Annotated in this window: 19 protein-coding genes; 8 read left to right on the top strand and 11 right to left on the bottom strand. The window is 69.3% G+C overall.

Translation table 11 applies throughout. The annotated features are described in order from the left end of the window. Positions 1-12: 12 nt before the first annotated feature. Positions 13-540 (top strand): DUF6790 family protein, encoded by a 528-nt coding sequence (locus ACFWNN_RS16725; RefSeq protein ID WP_382440796.1) that lies wholly within the window; start codon positions 13-15, stop codon positions 538-540. Here ACFWNN_RS16725 and ACFWNN_RS16720 read toward each other — a convergent pair. Then, entirely contained in the window at positions 514-1,371 is an 858-nt protein-coding gene (locus ACFWNN_RS16720) for a bile acid:sodium symporter family protein (protein WP_382440795.1), read from the bottom strand. The genes ACFWNN_RS16725 and ACFWNN_RS16720 overlap by 27 nt on opposite strands. A gap of 145 nt (positions 1,372-1,516) precedes the next feature. On the opposite strand from ACFWNN_RS16720, the gene ACFWNN_RS16715 reads away from it, so the two are divergent. From ACFWNN_RS16715 to ACFWNN_RS16705, 3 genes are read left to right on the top strand one after another with little or no spacing between them, the layout of a single operon-like run. Continuing rightward, a complete protein-coding gene (locus ACFWNN_RS16715; protein WP_382440794.1) occupies positions 1,517-2,275 on the top strand; it encodes an NmrA family NAD(P)-binding protein in 759 nt (252 codons plus the stop codon). Positions 2,276-2,297: 22 nt separating this feature from the next. Next, complete coding sequence (locus tag ACFWNN_RS16710) at positions 2,298-2,996, top strand: LLM class flavin-dependent oxidoreductase (protein ID WP_382440793.1); 699 nt, start codon at positions 2,298-2,300, stop codon at positions 2,994-2,996. Continuing rightward, entirely contained in the window at positions 2,936-3,880 is a 945-nt protein-coding gene (locus ACFWNN_RS16705) for a DUF1152 domain-containing protein (RefSeq protein ID WP_382440792.1), read from the top strand. Before ACFWNN_RS16710 ends, ACFWNN_RS16705 begins: the two co-directional genes overlap by 61 nt. Here the strand turns inward: ACFWNN_RS16705 and ACFWNN_RS16700 are convergent. Further along, on the bottom strand, positions 3,874-4,914 hold the full coding sequence (locus ACFWNN_RS16700) for an MFS transporter (protein ID WP_382440791.1): 1,041 nt from the start codon (positions 4,912-4,914) through the stop codon (positions 3,874-3,876). The two genes, ACFWNN_RS16705 and ACFWNN_RS16700, sit on opposite strands and share 7 nt — an antisense overlap. A gap of 147 nt (positions 4,915-5,061) precedes the next feature. Beyond that, a complete protein-coding gene (locus ACFWNN_RS16695) occupies positions 5,062-6,399 on the bottom strand; it encodes a cellulose binding domain-containing protein (protein WP_382440790.1) in 1,338 nt (445 codons plus the stop codon). Positions 6,400-6,630: 231 nt separating this feature from the next. Here ACFWNN_RS16695 and ACFWNN_RS16690 point away from each other — a divergent pair, with 231 nt between their 5' ends. Continuing rightward, positions 6,631-7,401, top strand: coding sequence for a methyltransferase domain-containing protein (locus ACFWNN_RS16690; RefSeq protein WP_382440789.1), 771 nt, complete (start codon positions 6,631-6,633; stop codon positions 7,399-7,401). A 15-nt stretch (positions 7,402-7,416) separates the two neighbouring features. Here the strand turns inward: ACFWNN_RS16690 and ACFWNN_RS16685 are convergent, their stop codons facing one another. The 7 genes from ACFWNN_RS16685 to ACFWNN_RS16655 form a co-directional block, all read right to left on the bottom strand. Continuing rightward, entirely contained in the window at positions 7,417-7,758 is a 342-nt protein-coding gene (locus tag ACFWNN_RS16685) for a hypothetical protein (protein WP_382440788.1), read from the bottom strand. Continuing rightward, entirely contained in the window at positions 7,755-9,008 is a 1,254-nt protein-coding gene (locus tag ACFWNN_RS16680) for a choice-of-anchor P family protein (RefSeq protein WP_382440787.1), read from the bottom strand. Before ACFWNN_RS16680 ends, ACFWNN_RS16685 begins: the two co-directional genes overlap by 4 nt. Continuing rightward, positions 9,005-9,658 (bottom strand): ABC transporter ATP-binding protein, encoded by a 654-nt coding sequence (locus ACFWNN_RS16675; RefSeq protein ID WP_382440786.1) that lies wholly within the window; start codon positions 9,656-9,658, stop codon positions 9,005-9,007. Before ACFWNN_RS16675 ends, ACFWNN_RS16680 begins: the two co-directional genes overlap by 4 nt. Further along, positions 9,655-10,347 carry an ABC transporter ATP-binding protein gene (locus ACFWNN_RS16670; RefSeq protein WP_382440785.1) on the bottom strand — a complete coding sequence of 231 codons (693 nt, stop codon included), beginning with the start codon at positions 10,345-10,347 and terminating at the stop codon, positions 9,655-9,657. Before ACFWNN_RS16670 ends, ACFWNN_RS16675 begins: the two co-directional genes overlap by 4 nt. Beyond that, complete coding sequence (locus ACFWNN_RS16665) at positions 10,344-12,161, bottom strand: ABC transporter permease (protein ID WP_382440784.1); 1,818 nt, start codon at positions 12,159-12,161, stop codon at positions 10,344-10,346. The genes ACFWNN_RS16670 and ACFWNN_RS16665 overlap by 4 nt, the downstream gene beginning before the upstream one ends. Before the next feature lie 112 nt (positions 12,162-12,273). Next, positions 12,274-13,674 carry an ABC transporter substrate-binding protein gene (locus tag ACFWNN_RS16660; protein WP_382440783.1) on the bottom strand — a complete coding sequence of 467 codons (1,401 nt, stop codon included), beginning with the start codon at positions 13,672-13,674 and terminating at the stop codon, positions 12,274-12,276. Between the two features lie 138 nt (positions 13,675-13,812). After that, entirely contained in the window at positions 13,813-14,571 is a 759-nt protein-coding gene (locus ACFWNN_RS16655) for an SGNH/GDSL hydrolase family protein (protein ID WP_382440782.1), read from the bottom strand. 137 nt (positions 14,572-14,708) lie between these two features. On the opposite strand from ACFWNN_RS16655, the gene ACFWNN_RS16650 reads away from it, so the two are divergent. Further along, positions 14,709-15,602: a DUF4142 domain-containing protein gene (locus ACFWNN_RS16650; RefSeq protein ID WP_382440781.1), complete on the top strand. Its 894-nt coding sequence runs from the start codon at positions 14,709-14,711 to the stop codon at positions 15,600-15,602. A gap of 92 nt (positions 15,603-15,694) precedes the next feature. Further along, on the top strand, positions 15,695-17,173 hold the full coding sequence (locus ACFWNN_RS16645) for a DUF1996 domain-containing protein (RefSeq protein ID WP_382440780.1): 1,479 nt from the start codon (positions 15,695-15,697) through the stop codon (positions 17,171-17,173). Positions 17,174-17,249: 76 nt separating this feature from the next. On the opposite strand, the gene ACFWNN_RS16640 is transcribed toward ACFWNN_RS16645, so the two are convergent. Beyond that, on the bottom strand, positions 17,250-17,678 hold the full coding sequence (locus ACFWNN_RS16640; protein WP_382440779.1) for a DUF6210 family protein: 429 nt from the start codon (positions 17,676-17,678) through the stop codon (positions 17,250-17,252). An 84-nt stretch (positions 17,679-17,762) separates the two neighbouring features. Here ACFWNN_RS16640 and ACFWNN_RS16635 point away from each other — a divergent pair, with 84 nt between their 5' ends. Beyond that, positions 17,763-18,818, top strand: a complete 1,056-nt coding sequence (locus tag ACFWNN_RS16635) for an NADAR family protein (RefSeq protein WP_382440778.1) — start codon at positions 17,763-17,765, stop codon at positions 18,816-18,818. The last annotated feature ends 4 nt before the right edge of the window (positions 18,819-18,822 follow it).

Here is an 18,822-nt window from a genome sequence, read left to right as displayed (position 1 = left end):
ACACTCGATGCCATGGACACGCTCCCCTACCTCGCCAAGACCTCGTTTCCCCTGCTCTGGCTGCTGATCGCCGTAGTCGGCGCACTCGTGAACACCCGCCACAACCCCTCTCCCGCGGCGCGCCTGGAGACCTGGCAACGGTGGTGGGCGGGCGCCGCGCTCGGCGGCGGCAGCGCGTGGCTCGTCATCGCGTTCCTCGCCGTCCCGGACGAGATGGCGACCACCATCGGCTTCGCGCGCACGCCGTTCGAGTTCGAGATCGCCTTCGCCAACCTCGCCCTCGCGGTGCTGGCCTTCCGCGCCGCGTCCCCCTCGGCCACCACGAGGGAACGCGTGCTGGTCGGCCTCGGCGCGGGCATGTTCCTGTGGGGCGCGGCGGCCGGCCACGTCTACCAGTGGTTCGCGGCCGGCAACCACGCCCCGGGCAACACCGGCGGCATCCTGATCTACGACGTGCTGGCGCCCGCCGTCCTGATCCTCCTGGCGCACCGGGCCGAGCGACTGACGCCTCGCCTAGACAGCAGCAGCCTTGTTGCGTGACAACAGCCGTGCCGCCACCGCCGCGGGCAGGTACATCAGCACCCCGTACACGGCCGGCGGAATCGCCATCGTCTCGTCGTTCAGCACCGTGAGCGCGAGGGTGATGGCGATGGTGGCGTTGTGGATGCCGATCTCCATCGCGCTCGCGATGGCCTGCTTGCGCTCGACCTTGAACAACTTGGGCACGTAGTAGCCGATCGCCAGGCTGAAGATGCTCAGCAACAACGCCACCGGCCCCAGCGTCCCGATGTTGTCGAGCAGCTGCCGGTACGCCTGCGCGATCGCCGCGATGATCACCAGCACCAGCACCACCACGGACGCGATGCGCACCGGGTCGTTCATCTTGAGCGCCCACGCCTCGAACCTGCGCCGCACCAGCATGCCGATCGCGACCGGCACCAGCACGATCGCGAAGACCTGCACGAACTTCGCCGGCTGCAACCCGACCTCGGCGTCGTCGGCCATGAAGTGCGCCATGCTCAACCCCACCACCAGCGGCAGCGTGAACACGGCCAGCACCGAGTTGATCGCGGTGAGGGTGATGTTGAGCGCCACGTCCCCACCGGCCAGATGGCTGAAGAGGTTCGCGCTCGTCCCGCCCGGCGAGGCGACCAGCAACATCATGCCGACCGCCAGCACCCCCTTGAGCCCGAACGCCAGCACCAGGCCGAGGCAGACGGCGGGCAGCACGATCACCTGGCAGACGAGCGCGATGACCGCGGCCTTGGGGTACTTGGCGACGCGCGCGAAGTCGTCTGTGGTCAGCGTCAGGCCGAGGCCGAACATGACCAGGCCGAGCGCCAGTGGCAGGAAGATCTGTACGACTAGCACGGCGGCCTCCGCGAATGTCCAGCTTTGTGCGGTTTGATCTGTTCGGAAGATCCTGGCGTTACTCCGCTCTCGATGGAATCGGCCAGGTGGTGGCACCGTTCCGGCCCTCGTGATAGTCCTGTAGAAAACCTTCTGGGGGCAGAACATGATCGCGGCGGTACTCGGGGCATCGGGCAAGCAGGGCGGCGCCGTCGCCCACCACCTCCGCCAGGCGGGCTGGGAGGTCCGCGCGATCGGCCGGCAGGGACCTGTCCGGGCAGACCAGAACTCGCCGGAGTCGCTGGTCGAGGCCTTCGCCGGCGCCGACGCCGTCTTCAGCGTGCAGCCCGCGCCCCACGACCCGCGCGCACCGCAGGGCTACTCCCCCGCCGTCGAGACCACGTGGGGCCGCAACGTCGCCGACGCCGCTCAGACGGCAGGCGTCCGGCACCTCGTCTACGCCTCGCTCGTGGAGGCGGCGAAGGAAACGGGCGTCGCCTCGTTCGACAGCAAGCACCTGGTCGAGCGGCACATCGCGGAGATCGGCCTGCCGACGACGGTCCTGCGGCCGACGACCTTCATGGACGGCCTGTACGCGCCCGGCCTCACCAAGCTCACCCACCTGCTGCACCCGCACACCCGCTACCACCTGATCGCGGTGGACGACATCGGCGCGATCGCCGCGCGCGTGTTCGCGGACCCGGCCCGGTTCGCGAGCCAGTCGCTCACCCTGGCGGGGGATCTGCTCACCCCGGTGGAGATCGCCGGGCTGATGGGCGCCGAGTACGAACAGTTCCAAGTGGACGACCCCGAGCTGCGGAAGGTGTTCAGCGAGGGCGCCGAACCCGCCGTGGACATCGCAGGCCTGCGCGCACTACACCCCGGCCTGCGCACGTTCGCCGGCTTCTTGTCCGAGACCGGCTAGTGCGGCTGCGACACTGACGGACGTGCAGATCGGCGTCTTCACCGCGGGCGAGCAGGATCCGGCCGGGATCGTCGCGCTCGCCGAGGCAGCCGACGCGGCGGGGTTCGACGTCTTCGCGGTCGGCGAGCACCACAACCCGCCGTACAGCTCTTCCTGCCCGGCCACGCTGCTCGCCCACATCGCCGCGCGCACGACGATCGCGCTCTCCACCGCCACCACGCTCATCACCACGAACGACCCGGCCAGGCTCGCCGCCGAGTACCGGACGCTGGACCTGCTCGCACCCGGCCGCACCGACCTGGTGCTGGGCCGGGGCAACACCGCGAAGGTGTTCGGCTGGTTCGGCAAGGAGATCGAGTACGGGCTGCCGCTGACGATCGAGAACTACGCACGGCTCACCGAGCTGTGGCCGGGGAAGCCGTACGTCTGGCACGCGGTCACGCACTCCCCCGAGGTCGCCGACCTGGCCGCCGAGCACGACGACGGCCTGTTCGTGTTCGCCGGCCGGACCGAGCCCATCACGAGGTACCGGGACCAGACAGCGCACCCCAGGATCGGCGTGCTGGCCGACACCCTCGACGAGGGCCTCGCGCACGAACCCGACCGGCTGCTGATCAAAGTCGGAAGCCCCGGCGAAATCGAAAAGCTAAGGTCGCAGGTGTGTTCAGCCTTGCCACACCGCCGCTCTTCGCCCGGCTCAAGAGAGCGAACAACGTCCTGATCGCCGGTGCCGGCGGCGGCTTCGACGTGTTCGCCGGCATCCCGCTCGGCGTCGCGCTGCGCGATCTCGGCAAGCGCGTGCACTACGCGAGCCTGAGCTTCAGCGACCTCGAACGCCTCGACCTCGACGCCTGGCTGGAGCCGGGGCTCGCCGCCGTCGGACCCGAGACGTCCGGCGAGGACGCGTACTTCCCCGAACGCGAGCTGGCGCGGTTCCTCAACGACACGGTCTACGCGTTCCCGCGCACGGGCGTGCGGCCGTTGCGCAGCGCCTACCGCACGATCATCAGGAAGCACGACATCGACGCGATCGTGCTGGTCGACGGCGGCACGGACATCCTGCTGCGCGGCGACGAGCAGCACCTCGGCACGCCCACCGAGGACATGACGAGCCTCGCGGCGGTGACCGGCGTCGACGGCCTGACGAAGGTCGTGACCAGCCTCGGGTTCGGCATCGACGCGCATCACGGCGTGTGCCATGCGCACGTCCTGGAGAACCTTGCGGCGCTGGACAAGCAGGGTGCGTACCTCGGCGCGTTGTCCATCCCGTCGGACAGCCACGAGGCCCGCGCCTACACGACCGCGGTCCGGCAGGCGCAGGAGGCGACGCCGTTGTCGCCGAGCATCGTGAACGGGCAGATCGCGGCCTCGTTGCAGGGCGAGTTCGGCAACGTCCAGTTCACGACGCGCACCGAGGGCAGCGAGCTGTTCGTGAACCCGTTGATGGGCGTGTACTTCAGCGTCGACCTGGACGCGCTCGCGCGGAGCGTGCACTACCTGCCGGCGTTGCAGAACACGCGGACGGCGTTCGACGTGGCTCTCGCGATCGAGGACTACCGCGAGAGCGTGGACGACCGCCGACCGAAGCGCGCGCTGCCTCACTGACGCCGCACCACCAGCGCCACCACCAGGATCATCACGGCGATGGCGAACGCCGAGCCCAGCACCCACAACCCGTAGATCGCGAACGCCACGAACTCCGACCCGATCGCGGCCACCGACGTGATGGTCGCGCGGGCGTCGGACTCGATCCGGTGCTGGAGCTCGGTCTCCACGTGCACCAGCACGAACCGGTACAGGCCGTAGAACAGTCCCAAGAGGACGATCGCGACCGGGACGGCCAGCCACGCCGCCACGAGCAGCACCAAGCCCGAGGCGAACAGCACCCAGCCGCGGAACGGCAACCGCCCGGCCAGTGACGCCCCGGCCGCTCCCAGCAACGGCACGCCGATCGTCGCCATCGGCACCCAGACCGTCGGCACGTGCCAGTCCTGCGCCAGCAGCGTGAAGTACTCCTCGAACGCGTCGATCGCGTACACCAGAGCCACGGCCAGCACGGCACGTTTGATCGGCACGGACGCGCGCAACCCGGTCTTCAGCGTGTCCAGGTAGCCGAGTTCCTCGTCGTCGTCCTCACCGCGCTCGGGTTCCGGGAACCGCAAGGCGATCACCGACGAGGCCAGCAGCACGGCGACGGAAATCCAGCCCGCCAGTTCGTAGCCGCCCAACGAGAACAGAACGGTCGCGATGACGGCGACGGGCACCTGCGCGACCAGCTCGATGGTGTCGATGCGCGCGTTGAGGCGTCCGTACCGGTCCTCGTCGCCGTTGGCCGCGAGCCCGTCGTACAGCAGGGCCTCGAACGAACCCGACTGCAGCGTGCCGCCCAGGCCCCACAGCACGAACCCGGCCGCGAAGCCCCAGAACGACGGGAACAGGATCCAGGCCGCGTGCCCGAGTGCTTGCAGCACACCGGAAGCGACCAGACAGCTCCGCCGCGAGAACCGGTCCGCCAGCGCACCCGACGGCACCTCGAACACGACCGCGGTCAGCGACCAGATCGTGAGCAGCACCGAGATGGAGGCGTCCGACAGCCCGCTGTCGGCGAAGAGCAACGCGTACAGCGCGTAGATGGGCACGAGGTGCGAACACCACGCCCACGCCGTCGCGGTTCGGGAGAGATCGGTTGAAGATCAATGTCGTCGACGCATGGCACAAGACTAAGCCGCCAGCGCCACCGAATAAATGGCGCTGACGGCTCGTGGTCGAGCGGGTACCGGTCGTGACTAGAAGCCGGCGGTGATCTTCGTGAAGGCGAGCTCGGCCTGACCGATGCCGGAGCAGTTCGCGGCCACCTGGCCGTCGCAGCCGCCGCGGTCGCGGTTGACCGACCAGAAGGCCAGTCGCCCGAGGCCGTTGGACTTCGACCAGTCGCGGATCGCGGTCCAGTCGTCGACGGTGGTCAGCTCGCGCTGGTCCGACAGGCCGTTCATGCCGGAGATGCCGACGTGCTTGAACGCCTCGGCGTCGCTCCAGCCGAACGTCGACTTGAGCTTGTTCTTCAGCCCCGTCGCCGCGTTGATGGTGTCCTGGCGGACGTTGGAGCTGCCGAAGTCGAACGGCATGATCGTGAACACGTCGATGTTCGCGTTCAGCGCCTTGGCCTGGTCGATCAGCCGGTTGCCGTAGAAGTTCGGGCCGGTGGTCGAGGTGCCGAAGGTGACGATCGTCTGGATGCCCGGGTTGTTCTGCTTGACGATGCGCAGGGCCGTGACGATCCGGTCGGCGACGACGGTGTTCTCGAACTCGTCGGTGTTCTCGATGTCGATGTCGATCGCCTTGAGCCCGTAGGCGTTGATGACCTGCTGGTACGCGCCGGCCAGCGCCTCGGGGGTCGAGCAGTTCGGGCCGAGCTTGTTGCCGCTCCAGCCACCGAACGACGGCACGATGTCACCACCGGCCGCGCGGATGGCGTTGATCGTCTGCTGGTCGGCGCCACCGGTCAGCGGACGCTGGCCGTCCCAGGCCGGGGTGCAGCCGCCGCTCGACAGCACGAACGCGAGCGTGAACCACTTGACGCCGGTCTGGCTCATGACCTGCGTCGCGCTCTGCGGGTTGCCCCAGCCCAGGTACAGGTAGGGCGCGCCGCGGCCGCTGCCGGGCAGCGGCGGGTTCGACGTCGTGGTCGTGGTGGTCGTGGTGGTGGTCGTCGTCGGCGGGTTGCCGGTGCCGTCGCACGTACCGCCGTTGACCTTGCAGTTGGACGGGTTCGCGCCGGAACCCCTCACGGTGAAGCCGAAACTGGTGCTGCCGCCCACCGGGACGTTACCGTTCCAGGTGCTGCGGACGGTGATGTTCTGGCCGTTGGCCGCGTAGCTGCCGTCCCAGAGCGACGCGATCGACTGGCCGCTCGGCAACGTGAACTCGACGGTCCACGACGAGAGCGCGGACGCGCCGCTGTTGGAGATCGTGTACTTGGCCTCGTAGCCGCTGCCCCAGTCCGACGTCTTTGTGAACGCCGCCGTCACGCCCGACGCGCCGCTCGCGGGTGCGGCGACCACGCCTCCGACCACGGTGGCTATCGCCAGCCCGAGGGTCAGGATCTGCCAGCGAAACTTCTTCATGGTGCTCCATTCACGTGCAGGGGGTACGTGATGAAGGGCACGTTAACTGGTCTAAACCACCTGTTCAAGGGGATGAAACGGACATCGTTTGTGCTGGTACAGACGTTGCGAGAGAACGCTCTCACCTTAAATCCACTTAAGACTGAGAATGTTCGGCCACTGACGAAACCCGCTGACGTGGGAGAAACCGGTTCCGCGACCGGCACGTTCCGGACGTACCCTCCGAGCCATATGAACGCTCACGAACTCGCCCAGCTGATGGCGGCCTACGAGGTAAGCCCGGACGTCCAGCTCACGCAGACCGCTTACCGCCTCGACCTGGCTCGAACCTGGCAGATCCCGGAGGGCGCGCGAGTCCTGGAGATCGGCTGCGGCCAGGGCGACATGACCGCCGTGCTCGCCGACCAGGTCGGTCCGGACGGCCGCGTCGTCGGCACCGACATCGCCGTCCCCGGCTACGGCGCGCCGATCACCGTCGGCGACTCCGCCCGGCACCTGCACGAGGGCCCGCTCGGGTCCCGCATCGACATGCGCTTCGAGACGGACGTGCTCACCGACGACGTCGGCACCGGGTACGACCTGGTCGTGCTCGTGCACTGCTCCTGGTACTTCGCGTCGGCCGGGTTGCTGGAGCAGACGTTGCGGAAGGCGCGGGAGCTCGGGTCGCGGCTGTGCTTCGCCGAGTGGGACCCGATGCCCGCGCACACCGACCAGATCCCGCACCTGCTGGCCGTGCTCGCCCAGGACCGGATCGCGGGTGACACCGACCTGAACGTGCGGGCGCCGCTCACGCGCGAGACGCTGCTGGGTGCGATGGAGCGGACCGGCTGGCAGGTGGAGGAGGTGTCCACGGTGGACACCGGCGCGTTGCAGGACGCCGACTGGGAGGTCGGCTTCGCGTTGCACGACTCGCCGGACGGGCTGGCGAAGGAGCTGCTGCGGCAGGTCGCGCGGGACAAGGGCAACGTGCCGTTGCCCGCATACGCCCTCACGGCACGCTGAGTCCGAGCTGCCTGCTCACAGCACGCGGGTGGTCTCCAACTTCTCCCGATCCCCTTCCCTCTCCCGGTCTCTGTCGCGTTCTTCCAGCAGCTGCAACAGCGCGTACGTGGTCTGGCGTTGCTCCTCCAGGAGCTTCGTCAGCCACGACCCGAAGTAGAGGAACCCGCCGACCCCGATCAGCCCCACTCCCAGAATCCCGCCCGACACGACGTACGGGATCTGTTCGAACGTGTACCCGGTGTGCGCGACGCCCCACCAGGCGAACAGGATCGCCGCGATGCCCGCCGTCATCAGCATCGTGCCGACCAGCCCGAGTCCGTTGCGCAAGCGGGCTCGGCGGCGGTCCTGGATCGTCATGGCTTCACCCTCAGGTCGGGGACACCGGTCGGGTGCCCGGAAGGACAGGGCGCGCCGCCCAGCAGGAACGTGCCGAACGACTTCATCCCGAACGCTCCGGCGGCGGCGACTCCCAGCCCGGTGAGCACCAGCAACGCCGGTACACCCGGGAAGTCCAGCAACGACCGGGGCCGCGTGCGGGCGGAGGCGACCGGGACGACCGACTTGGCAGGCGGGTTCACGCCCGCGACCGGCGGCGTGCCCGGCGACAGCGGCGGGGGCGCGTCCACGGCAGGCGGTGGCACGACTCCGGGTGCGGGCGCGTCCGGCGGGGTCAGGGGTGCCGACGCCGAGGCGTTCGCGACGGCCTCGGTGTCGCCGACGATCACCACCATCTTGCGCAACGGGTTGAGCAGCGGCACGAGCTCCTTGGGCAGCAACGGGGCGACGATGCCGTCCAGGATGCCGCCGAGGCCGAGCTTCGTGCGCAACGCCAGCACGTCGATGGTCAGCGTCAGGCCGCGGGAGGTCGAGGTCGCCGACGTGCCTTCGAGTTTCGTGGCCGATGTGGGCCAGGCGAGCGTGATTCCCAGTGGCTCCAAGGCCTTCAGCAGCCCGTCCGGTGGTGCGTCCGGCGACTTGACCGGAAACTTCTGGCCCAGCACGGTGAACTCCGCGACCGAGAACGTGCTGGTGCCGCTCGCCTTCGCGCCGTCGCTCACGGCCACCGACTCGAACTTCACCCCCGACATGACGACGAGCCCGGCCAGCAGCGAGATCGTCTGGGCGGACGTGACGGCGGAGGACCGGGCCTCGGAGGTGCCGACCGAGCTGACGCTGCTGGAGGACACCCCGTCGACGGTCAGCAGGAACGGGACCTCCTGCTTGGCGCCCGCGTACGACTCGGCCTTCGCGGCACCGGCGGCGGCGCGCATGCCCGGCTGGGACTGGTCGGCCGGACCGCCGGGGTGGGCGGCGTTGGCCTGCACCGGGTAGGCGAAGCCGAGCAGTTGTGGCAGGCCGGTGCCGACGGCGGCGCCCGGCCACAGCGACGACGCGAGCGAGCGGCCGATCGGACCGGAGCCGAGCTCGGTCTGGGTGTAGGACAGGTGCACCTCGCCCTGCGGTTCGGCCGGGACCGGGATCAGGTCGGTGTGCAGCAGCACCGACACGGGCGCGGCGCGGGCGGACAGCGTGAAGCCGCCGATGTCGGAGGCCTGCGCCGGCATCGGGGAGAGCAGGAGGAGCAGCAGAACGAGCGCGTACCTCATGTCGTCCCTCCGAAGTAGACGGTGGCGAGGTCGTCGTCGGCGGACACGGCGCCGTGCGTCATCACCACGACCTGGTCGGCGACGGCGGATGCGGTCTCGGCGAACTGCTCGACGATCAGCATCGTCACGCCCGAGCGCGCCAGCTCCCCCACCACCTCGTACAGCTCGGCGACGATCACCGGGGCGAGGCCCATCGAGAGCTCGTCGACCACCACGACCGCCGGGTCGGTGAGCAACGCGCGGGAGAACGCCAGCATCTGCTGCTCGCCGCCGGACATGGAGCCCGCCAGTTGTCTCTTCCTCGTCCGCAGCTTCGGGAACCGGTCGTAGACGACCTCGGCGTCCCCGCGCATGAGCCGCAGGTTCTCGGCGACGGTCAGGTTCGGGAAGATCGCCCGGCCCTCCGGGATCGTGCACAGGCCGGCGCGGGCCAGCTCGTCCGGCGGGGCGTCGTTGACGTGCACGCCCGCCAGGTGGACGTGCCCGGAGGTGGCCCTGATCTGTCCGCTGAGGACTTTGACGAGGGTCGACTTGCCCGCGCCGTTCGGGCCCAGCAACGCGGTGACCGTGCCGCGCGGGACGTTCAGCGAGACGCCGCGCAGCACCTCGATGCGGCCGTAGCCGGCGTGGACGTCCATCAGGTCGATCATCCGAGGTACGCCTCCCGGACTCCGGCGTCCGCGCGGACCACGTCGGGCGTGCCGGAGACCAGCAGCCGCCCCAGGTTCAGCACGTGCACGTGGTCGCAGTAGCCCATGACGAGGTCCATGTCGTGCTCCACCAGCACCACCGCCCGGCCCTCCGCGCTGAGGTGCCGCAACAGCTCGCCGAACTCGTCGGTCTCGGCGCGGTCGAGCCCGGACGACGGTTCGTCCAGCAGCAGCAACGACGGGTCGGTGGCCAGCGCGCGGGCGAGTTCCAGCAGCCGGGCGGCGCCGGTCGGCACGGTGTCGGCCTGGTTGTGCGCGAACCCACCGATCCCGACGCGGTCCAGCAGCTCGTCGGCCAGGCGAGCGGGACGGCGGCGGCTTTCCAGCGCCACCACGACGTTCTCCCAGACCGTGAGCGACCCGAAGACCTCCAGTCGTTGGAACGTCCGCGCGACGCCCAGCCGGGAACGCTGGTGCGGGCCCTTGGAGGTGATGTCCTCGTCGTCCAGCACGACCCGGCCCGAGGTGGGCTTGCGCAGCCCGCTGATCACGTCGAACAACGTCGTCTTGCCCGCGCCGTTGGGCCCGATCAGCCCGGTGACGCCGGGCTCGACCACCAGCGACACGTCGTCGACCGCGGTCACCTCGCCGAAGCGGACCGTCACGCCCTCCACCCGCAACGTGCTCATGCGCGCCGCCAGGACCAGGCCCGGAATCCCCAGCTGACCAGGCCGTTCGGATCGCGCGCGAGCCCGGCCGCCGCGACGCCCAGCAGCACCACCGCCACCCCGGCGAACGCCGGAAAACCGCTCTGCAGCACGGGAAGCAGCATCAGCAGCGTCCCGCCGAGCAGCGCGCCGGACACCGACGTCACGCCCGCGATCACCGCGAACAGCAGCAACGGCAGGTTGTTGAACAGCTGGAAGTCGCTCGCCGCCACGGTTTCCCGCAGCTGCGCGAACAACCCGCCCGCGAGCCCCGCGATCGCCGCCGACAACGAGAACACCCACACCCGGATCCACCGCACGTTGAGACCCAGCGTCGCGCAGGCGGCCGAGCTGTCCTTGACCGCGATCATCCGCCGCCCGAGCCGTCCGCGCCGGATCGCCAGCACCCCGATCCCGACCAGCACGAACACGCCCGCCGTCAGCACCAGCTGCGCGGTCGCCGACCCGACCATCGCCGGCACCTGGAGACTCCCCCGCACCCCGAACGCGATCGGCGACTGCAGCACGAGCTTGTCCATCAGCTGCGCGAACCCCAGCGTCGCGAGCGCCAGGTACAGGCCGCTCACCCGCAACACCGTCAACGCGATCAGCGCCCCCACCGCCGCCGCCACGCCCGCCCCGATCAGCAGGCTCACCGGCGACGCGCTGCCGAGCCGCGCGACCGTGACGGCACCGATCCCGACGAACGTGAACTGCCCCAGCGACACCACCCCGCCGTACCCGGTGAGCAGCACCATCGACAGCAGCACGATCCCGAACACCAGCGCCAGCGCGAGCTGCCCGGCCACCACCGAGTCCACCAGCAGGGCGAGTGCGAGCACCACTCCGATGAACAACCCGGCGCCAACACCGGTCGTCAGCGCGTTCGGCACCGCCACCCCGCGCTGTCCCCGCACCCCGCCGATCCGCAACGGCGACTGCGGCATCGCGAGCAGCACCACGAACAGCAGCAACGCCGGAATCGCCGCACGGAACGAGATCCAGAACGGCGACGACGGCAGATAGGCCACCGCGTACGACTGCACCAGCCCGAGCCCCAACGCCCCCACGAACGTCCACGGCAGACTCCGCAACCGCCCGACCAGAGCAGCCGTGTACGCCGTGATCACCAGCAACGTCATCGTCACGTAGTCGAGCTGCACCACCGGCGTCAGCAGGATCCCGCCCAGCGCCGCCAGCGACGACCCGATCGCCCAGCTCAACGCCGACAACCGGTGCGGCCGCGTCCCGTACAGGGCCGCCAGCTCCGGCGCGTCCACGCAGGCCCGCATCGCGAGCCCGGTGCGCGTCCGGTTGAGCAGCACGTACAACCCGCCCGCCACCAGCACCGCGCACAGCAGCGTCACCAGGTCGTGGCCGCTGACGAACGACTGTCCGATGTGGACGCCGAGCTGATCGAGGAACGGCCGGACCGGACGTGCCTGCGGCGGCCAGATCACCTGGGCCACCCCGATCAGCCCGACCAGGATGCCCACCCCGGCCACCAGCGAGATGCCGACCGGCGCGCCCACCAGGCGGCGCATGATGAAGCGTTCGATGATGAGCCCGAAGAGCGGCGCGCAGACGCCGACGACGAGCAGCAGGGCGAGCCACTGCGGGAGGCCGCGGTTCTCGGCGAGCTCCCAGTAGAGGAACGCCATGACCATGCCGATCGCGCCGTGGCCGACGTTGAACACCTTGGAGGTGCTGTAGGTGAGGACGAGGCCGCCCGCGACGACGGCGTAGGCACCGCCGGTGACGAGGCCGAAGATGGTGTACGCCAGGAGGGCGGTCATCCGGCCACCCCCGCACCGAGTCCCGGCCCCGGTGCCCTCTCCCGCCCCTCAGCACCCCACCCCGAAGCCGCCCCCATCCCCCGAGCCGACGCGCCCGAACCCCAGCCCCGCCTCATCCCCCGACCCCCGTGTCGATCAACGACCCGCACGAGTACCCCGACGCCGGCGCCAGCCGCGACCACGCCCCGCCCTTGAGCTTCACCAGCGTCATGCAGGCCGAGGTCCGCTTCCCCCCGACGTCCTGCGGCGCCACCATCCCCTCGGCCGTGAAGTCGTGCACCTGCCGCACCGCGTCCAGCATCGCCTTGCGCGTGAGCTGCGGCCCCACCTTCGCCGCCGTCGTCACGAACAACCGCGCCGCCGCCCACGCGAACATCCCGAAGTACGACGGCGCCGCACCCGGAGCCACCCGCGCGAGCCACTGCTTGTACAGCGCCACCTGGGCGTTCGACTCCTCGAACAGCGCGCCGTTCGTGTAGACCACCGTGCCGTCCACGGCCGCGCCGCCCTGCCGCACGTACACGGGGTCGTAGGCGGACGGGTCGGTGATGAACGCCTCCGGCGTGTACCCCTGCTGCCGCATGGCCTGCTGCAACCGCACCGCGTACTGCGCCGACCCGATCCAGTAGACGATCTTGGTGCCGGTCTCCTTGAGCTTCGCCACGTACGGCGCGTAGTTGACGTCCGCGATGTCGATGGCCTGCGAGTACACGAACTTGATGCCGCGCGCCTCCGCCGCCTTCTGCATGCTCTTGGCGTTCTGGGCGCTCGCGTCGGCGTTGAGGTACATGTACGCGGCGCTGCCGATCGCGCCGGGGAACGCCTGCTTGACCAGGTCCGGTCCGGCCGACGACACGAGGTTCACGACGTTCGACGCGGCGCCGAAGCTGACGGCCGTGCGCTGCCGTTGGGCGGTGACGGTCGAGGCGCGCAGGTCCGGTATCCCGCACCCCTGCGCCGCCGGTCCGCCGCCCTGGTCGAACGCCGACATCGAGCCCACCAGCGCGAAGGCCTGCTCGCACGCCTGGGAGGTCGCCTGCTGGTCGCCGCCGCTGTCGGTGCGCGAGTCGAACGACACGAGCTTGAGCTTGCGGCCGCACACCGAGCCCTGAGTGGCGTTGAAGTACTCGACGAACGCCTTGGTGGCCTGCTGCGCGGACTGGAAGATGCCGGGCACCGGGCCGCTGATGTCGGAGATGTTGGCGATGGTGATCTCGCCCGCCGTGACGCCCTTGTCCGTGGCGCCGCCAGTGCCCTGACAGCCGCCCGCGATGCTGCCGGGCGGGTTCGGCTGCTTGTTCGGCTCCTGCGGGTTGTTGTTCCCCGCCGCCTGATCGCCCGTGCCCGCGTCGGGAGCGGCGCCGTCCTCGCCGGTGACGGCGCCGTCCTGGGTGCCCGCCGAGCCGCCTTGGGGCACGACGAGTGCGGCGCGTTGTTCGTCGGTGAGTCTGCTCCCACACCCGGCGATCAACGCGCAGATCGTCAGTGCGATCAGTGCGGTCCTGCGGCGCATACGGGCGGACGCTAGGGCTCTGCATCCATCCAGGACCAGGCAAGTTCTAGAACGCGTTCTACATGCAAAGAATCGCGCGGAAACCCGTCACCAAAAGACACTGCCCTCGTTAGAGCACCCCACAAGAACGCGTTCTAGTTACGAAGGAGGCAGCAGCTCCGGACGGCGGGGCCTGATCACGTCGCCGGACGACTCGCCGCGCACCCGGCGCACGACCCACGGCACGACGTGCTCACGCGCCCACTTCCAGTCCTCCGCGCGCTTGGCGCGGCGGTCGACCAGCGGGGCCACGCCGAGGACGGTCCGCTCCAGCACGTGCTCCGCTCCGAGACCTTCGAGCACGGAGATCGCGACCTCGGCGTGCCCGAGCGAGTTGAGGTGCAGCCGGTCGACGGACCACATGCGACGGTCGCGCAGCTGGCGCATGTTCCACATGTCGACGAGCACGCACGAGTGCTCGGCCGCGATCGAGCGCACGTGTTCGTTGTAGATGGCCACGCGACCACGCATCTTGCGGAACACCGGGTCGTCGGCGCCGTCCACGCCCGTGAAGAGGATTACGCGCGCGCCCGCGTTGACGAGCCGTGCGACGGCCGCGCGGTATCGGCGCATCAACGCGTCGATGTCCACCTTGGGTCGCATGAGGTCGTTGCCGCCCGCGTAGAGGGAGACGAGGTCGGGCTTCATCGCGAGAGCGCGCTCCAGCTGCTCCCCCAGCACCTGAGGCATCAGCCGGCCGCGCACGGCCAGGTTGGCGTAGGTGAACTCGGGGTCGGCCGCCCCCAGCACGTCGGCGACCCGGTCGGCCCAGCCGCGCACGCCGTTCGGCCTGCCGGCGTCGACGTCACCCACTCCCTCGGTGAACGAGTCCCCCAACGCCACAAAACGCTTGCTCATGCTCACGACCCTATGCGGGGCATATCCAGCGGGAACGCCGGGGGTTGCGGCCAGCGAGATAACGTTTCGATAACGGAGGCGTCTCGAACTGAGGCGCGCTCCCATTCCTGGCCGTATCCCCGTTCGTGCGACTCCCCATGGACTTGGCGAAGCCGACGCGACTGATGGTCGCGGTGGCCGGGTGTGTGCTGGCAGTGCTCCTGAACACCGGGAGCGCCGCCGGGCAGCCCAGTACGACGCCGTCCACCCCCATCTCCACTCCGCCGCCGGGGAGCGGCGGGACGGGTGACGAGGTCGTCCAGACGCAGTGGGGCCCGCTCGGGCCCGCTGACCGGGACTTCCTGAACCGCGTCAAGCAGGCCGGGTTGTGGGAGAAGCCCGCAGGTGAGAAGGGCAAGGCCAAGCGGGCCGACCAGCCCAAGATCCAGGAAGCCTGCAAGCACCTCATCGAAGGACACACCCTCCTCGACAACGTGGTGAACCGGGCGGGCGTCCTGCTCGGTCACACGCTGCCGACCGAGGCCTCCGACGAGCAGAAGGGCTGGCTCGCCGAGATGGACGCGGCGACGGGCGACGAGTTCGACGCCGTCTTCGCCAACCGGCTCCGCGCCGCCCACGGCAAGGTCTACGCCTACGCGGCGCAGATCCGGGCGGGCACCAAGAACGAGCTGGTGCGCATTCTCTCCACGCAGGCCATGATCACCGTCTTCGACCACATGAAGGTGCTCGAGGACACCGGCCGCGTCGACTTCGCCGGACTGGAGTCGCCGCAGCCTCTCGCACCGCCCCCGCCCGCGGACAACGCCGCACAGGGTGACCAGGCGGCGGGCGACCAGTCGACCAACCCCACCGACGGCGTGATCCCGACCGTGCCCGAGGGCACAAGGTTCACCCGCACCGCCGAGCAGGGCGTTTTCGGTGAGAACAACGGCGTCTTCTTCGGAGCCATCGCGGTGCTCGCTCTCGCGCTGGTCGGGATGAGATTCATCTCCCGTTCGAAGAAATCGCGACGCAAGTCTCGCTCGTTCTAACAAAACACACCCAGCTCAATTCCCGAAGATAGCGGCCTCATACCGCCGTCAGCTTCGCCATGCCGTTTTATCGGACTACCACGAGGTGGCAAATGGCTATTCACCGGAGGAAATCCACGATCTGGCTCAGCGCCGCTGCGGCGGCGATGGCCGTGGTCGCGGGCGGTGCCGCGGTGGTGGCCATCAGTTCTTCTGATGGCTCCGCGCTCGCCGACGGGCCGGACAAGAGCCTGTTCGTCGACATCACCAAGGTGAAGCCGAACGTCAAGAAACCGAAGCAACAGAACAACGCCACCACAGGCACGTTCACCGTGAACTGCGGGCGGAACGAGAACGGGCACTTCAACCCGGACAACTTCATCGCGCAACCCGGTGTCCGCAACGGTGCCCAGCACCTGCACGACTACGTCGGCAACCTCTCCACGAACGCGGACTCCAACAACCAGTCACTGCAGGCGGCCGGTACGACCTGCAAGAACGGCGACAAGTCGGCCTACTTCTGGCCCGTCGTCCGCATCACGGACGAGGAAGCCGAAGAAGCGGGCGAAGAGGCGGGCGGCGGCGAGCAGGCCCCGCCGAAGAAGGACGACAAGGCCCAGCAGGACAAGGACAAGGCCGTCAAGGGGCAGGCGCAGCTCCAGTGCCCCGACGTCGCGTCGCTGCTCCCCGAGGACGTGCCGGACGGCGCGCAGGCGGAGATCGACAAGGAACTCGAGAACATCGAGAAGGTGACCGAAGAGGCCGAGAAGAAGGTCGCTTCCACCAAGGCCCAGGATCGTGACAACGTCATCGTCGGCCCGACGCGCGAGAAGCGCGCCGCGATCCTCAACCGCATGATGCTGGCGTTCTCCCGCCAGGGCGTGCAGGCCCCCGACCTGAACGCGGGCGCCGCGTGCGCCGTGAAGGACGCGGCCGCCGGCGAGCAGGGCCTCGACAACGGCAACGAGAACAGCGACAACGCCCAGGCCGAGGGCACCGAGGACAAGAAGAACCAGAACAACGCCGAGGAGAACGCCGAGAACGAGCTCGAGGGCAACGAGGGCGAGATCCAGCGCCCCGCCGTCGTCGACCTGCAGTTCCGCGGCTCGCCCGTCGGCAAGGTCACCGCGATGCCGAAGTTCCTGCGCGTGCTCTACGGCGACGCCAAGGCCGGCCAGAACGGCCCGAAGAACGCCAAGGCCTCCTGGACCTGCTCCGGCTTCGAGGACAAGGTGCTGATCGACAAGTACCCGATCTGCCCGCAGGGCTCGGACGTCAAGCGCATCCACGACTTCCCGAGCTGCTGGGACGGCAAGAACATCGACTCGGCGAACCACCGCGACCACATCGTGTTCCCGGACGCCAACGGCAAGTGCAAGCAGGGCTTCAAGGCCGTGCCGCAGCTGCGCATCTCGCTGACCTACAAGATCCCGCGTCAGGTCCAGCAGGAAGGCCGCTACCTGGTCGACTCCTTCCCGGAGGAGGAGCACAACCCGCTCACCGACCACGACGACTTCGCCAACGTGATGTCGCAGAAGATCATGAACCGCCTGGTCAACTGCGTGAACTCGGGCAAGAAGTGCCGCGAGTGACGCTCTGACCGTTGTGAGTGAAGGGCCCCGGTGCACCTCCCGCGCACCGGGGCCCTTCGCTGTCCTGTGTGGAGCGTCAGTCGGAGTTGCACCACACCAGGATTCCGGGGCCGTCCGGGGTGATCACGGGAAGCCACGCCTCGTCGGCCTCCTGCAGGCGGCTCTCGTCCAGCCGCGGAGTGGTGGGCACCTCGTCCGACGCGTCGCACGCCCAGTAGGTGAGTCTGCCGACGGCGTCGCGGAGCTGGTCCACCTGGGCGCCGGTCCACTCGTGGCCCCAGGCGCCGGCGCCGCGCAGTTCCTTCTCGAACAGCGGACGCAGGACGTCCAGCGCGCCGAGGCCGTTCACCGGCACGAGAAAGCCCTCTGCTCGCCCGTGCCGACAGGCGGTGCCGCCGTACTGGTTGCTGTAGACGACCCCGGTCGGCGCCTCGACCACCACGTAGGTCCAGGTGTCGCCGGCGGTGCCGTCGGGGTCGAGGACGATGAGGCGTTTCGGGCTCATGGGCGACAGCGTGACCGGCCGCACCCGCGCACTCAACTCGAATTTCGTTGTACCCGAGGAAAACGCCGCAACTAGGCTCCGCCTGTGACGAGATGGAACCGCACCTGGCGGGACGTGGACGGCGAGCGCATCGAGGGAACCTGGCAGCACGTCTTCTGCCGTGAGGGCGACACGCACGTCCTGCGGGACCTCTTCGTCTACGCCGACGGCATGGTCGGCTGCTGGAGCCTCGTCCCGTTCGACGAGTTCGCGGAGGACATCGCCTCGTACACGCCCGAACTCCCCGACGGCGGCACGGCTTCTGCGCACGACCTGGGCTGGTGGACGTTCGCCGAGCCGCACACCTGGCTGACCGCGGAGAGGCTCCTCGCCGACGTCCGCGACGAGATCGACCGTCTCAGCCGCCGGCCCGACTCCACGGCCCGGTGCCACCTCGCCCTGGAGGCCTTTCGCGCGCAGCCGGACGGGACCACCCGCGCCGCCCTGCGCGCCGCCTACCTCGCCATCCCCGAGCACAGGCGGCAGTTCGCGCTCGGCGACATGGACCACCACGACTGGCCGTTGCAGGCAATCGCGTACGGGCCCGGCGGCACGTTCGTGCTGCGCGACGAGGAACACGCCATCACCAACGAGGTCCACGAGCGTGCACTGGCCTACTTCGCCGGCCGCGACGAACGGGTGCGCCGGTACGAGGAAGAGAACCCGCCGGAACCCATCGAGCCGAGCGTCCCGATCGACCTCGTGGTGTTCCCGAACGGCTGGCCCGACGACGCGGGTGTCCTGGTGCTGCGCAACAGCTTCCCGTGCCGCGTCACCGTCGGCGAGCAGACGTACGGGAGTGTCACCGAGGCGTGGAAGGCCGTCGAGGCGACCGTCGCCCCGCAGGCGCGCACCGCTGTCATGGCGAGGTTGCTGCGCCTCAAGTTCGCGCAGCACCCGGAACTCGCGGAAACGCTGAAGGAAACCGGAACCGCGCGCCTGATCTACTCCGATCTCTCCACCTTCTGGGGTCACGGCAGGAACTGGATGGGGCGGCTGCTGGAACTGGTTCGCGCGGAGCTGTTCGTTCACAACGATGAACCGGTTCATCAGCATGAATCTTCGACCGGGATCATTGACCAGAAAGGTATAGACCACTAACACT

The sequence above is a fragment of the Lentzea sp. NPDC058450 genome, assembly GCF_042721395.1.
Taxonomy (GTDB): domain Bacteria; phylum Actinomycetota; class Actinomycetes; order Mycobacteriales; family Pseudonocardiaceae; genus Lentzea.
The sequence above is the reverse complement of the archived record's forward strand: the minus strand, read 5'-3'. Positions and strand labels throughout refer to the sequence as shown.

Coding starts and splice junctions, on each gene's coding strand:
- ACFWNN_RS16640 (WP_382440779.1), bottom strand. CDS start 17,678: ATGAGCCCGAAACGCCTCATCGTCCTCGACCCCGACGGCACCGCCGGC.
- ACFWNN_RS16670 (WP_382440785.1), bottom strand. CDS start 10,347: ATGAGCACGTTGCGGGTGGAGGGCGTGACGGTCCGCTTCGGCGAGGTG.
- ACFWNN_RS16725 (WP_382440796.1), top strand. CDS start 13: ATGGACACGCTCCCCTACCTCGCCAAGACCTCGTTTCCCCTGCTCTGG.
- ACFWNN_RS16690 (WP_382440789.1), top strand. CDS start 6,631: ATGAACGCTCACGAACTCGCCCAGCTGATGGCGGCCTACGAGGTAAGC.
- ACFWNN_RS16655 (WP_382440782.1), bottom strand. CDS start 14,571: ATGAGCAAGCGTTTTGTGGCGTTGGGGGACTCGTTCACCGAGGGAGTG.
- ACFWNN_RS16685 (WP_382440788.1), bottom strand. CDS start 7,758: ATGACGATCCAGGACCGCCGCCGAGCCCGCTTGCGCAACGGACTCGGG.
- ACFWNN_RS16675 (WP_382440786.1), bottom strand. CDS start 9,658: ATGATCGACCTGATGGACGTCCACGCCGGCTACGGCCGCATCGAGGTG.
- ACFWNN_RS16645 (WP_382440780.1), top strand. CDS start 15,695: ATGGCTATTCACCGGAGGAAATCCACGATCTGGCTCAGCGCCGCTGCG.
- ACFWNN_RS16680 (WP_382440787.1), bottom strand. CDS start 9,008: ATGAGGTACGCGCTCGTTCTGCTGCTCCTCCTGCTCTCCCCGATGCCG.
- ACFWNN_RS16650 (WP_382440781.1), top strand. CDS start 14,709: ATGGACTTGGCGAAGCCGACGCGACTGATGGTCGCGGTGGCCGGGTGT.
- ACFWNN_RS16660 (WP_382440783.1), bottom strand. CDS start 13,674: ATGCGCCGCAGGACCGCACTGATCGCACTGACGATCTGCGCGTTGATC.
- ACFWNN_RS16695 (WP_382440790.1), bottom strand. CDS start 6,399: ATGAAGAAGTTTCGCTGGCAGATCCTGACCCTCGGGCTGGCGATAGCC.
- ACFWNN_RS16665 (WP_382440784.1), bottom strand. CDS start 12,161: ATGACCGCCCTCCTGGCGTACACCATCTTCGGCCTCGTCACCGGCGGT.
- ACFWNN_RS16715 (WP_382440794.1), top strand. CDS start 1,517: ATGATCGCGGCGGTACTCGGGGCATCGGGCAAGCAGGGCGGCGCCGTC.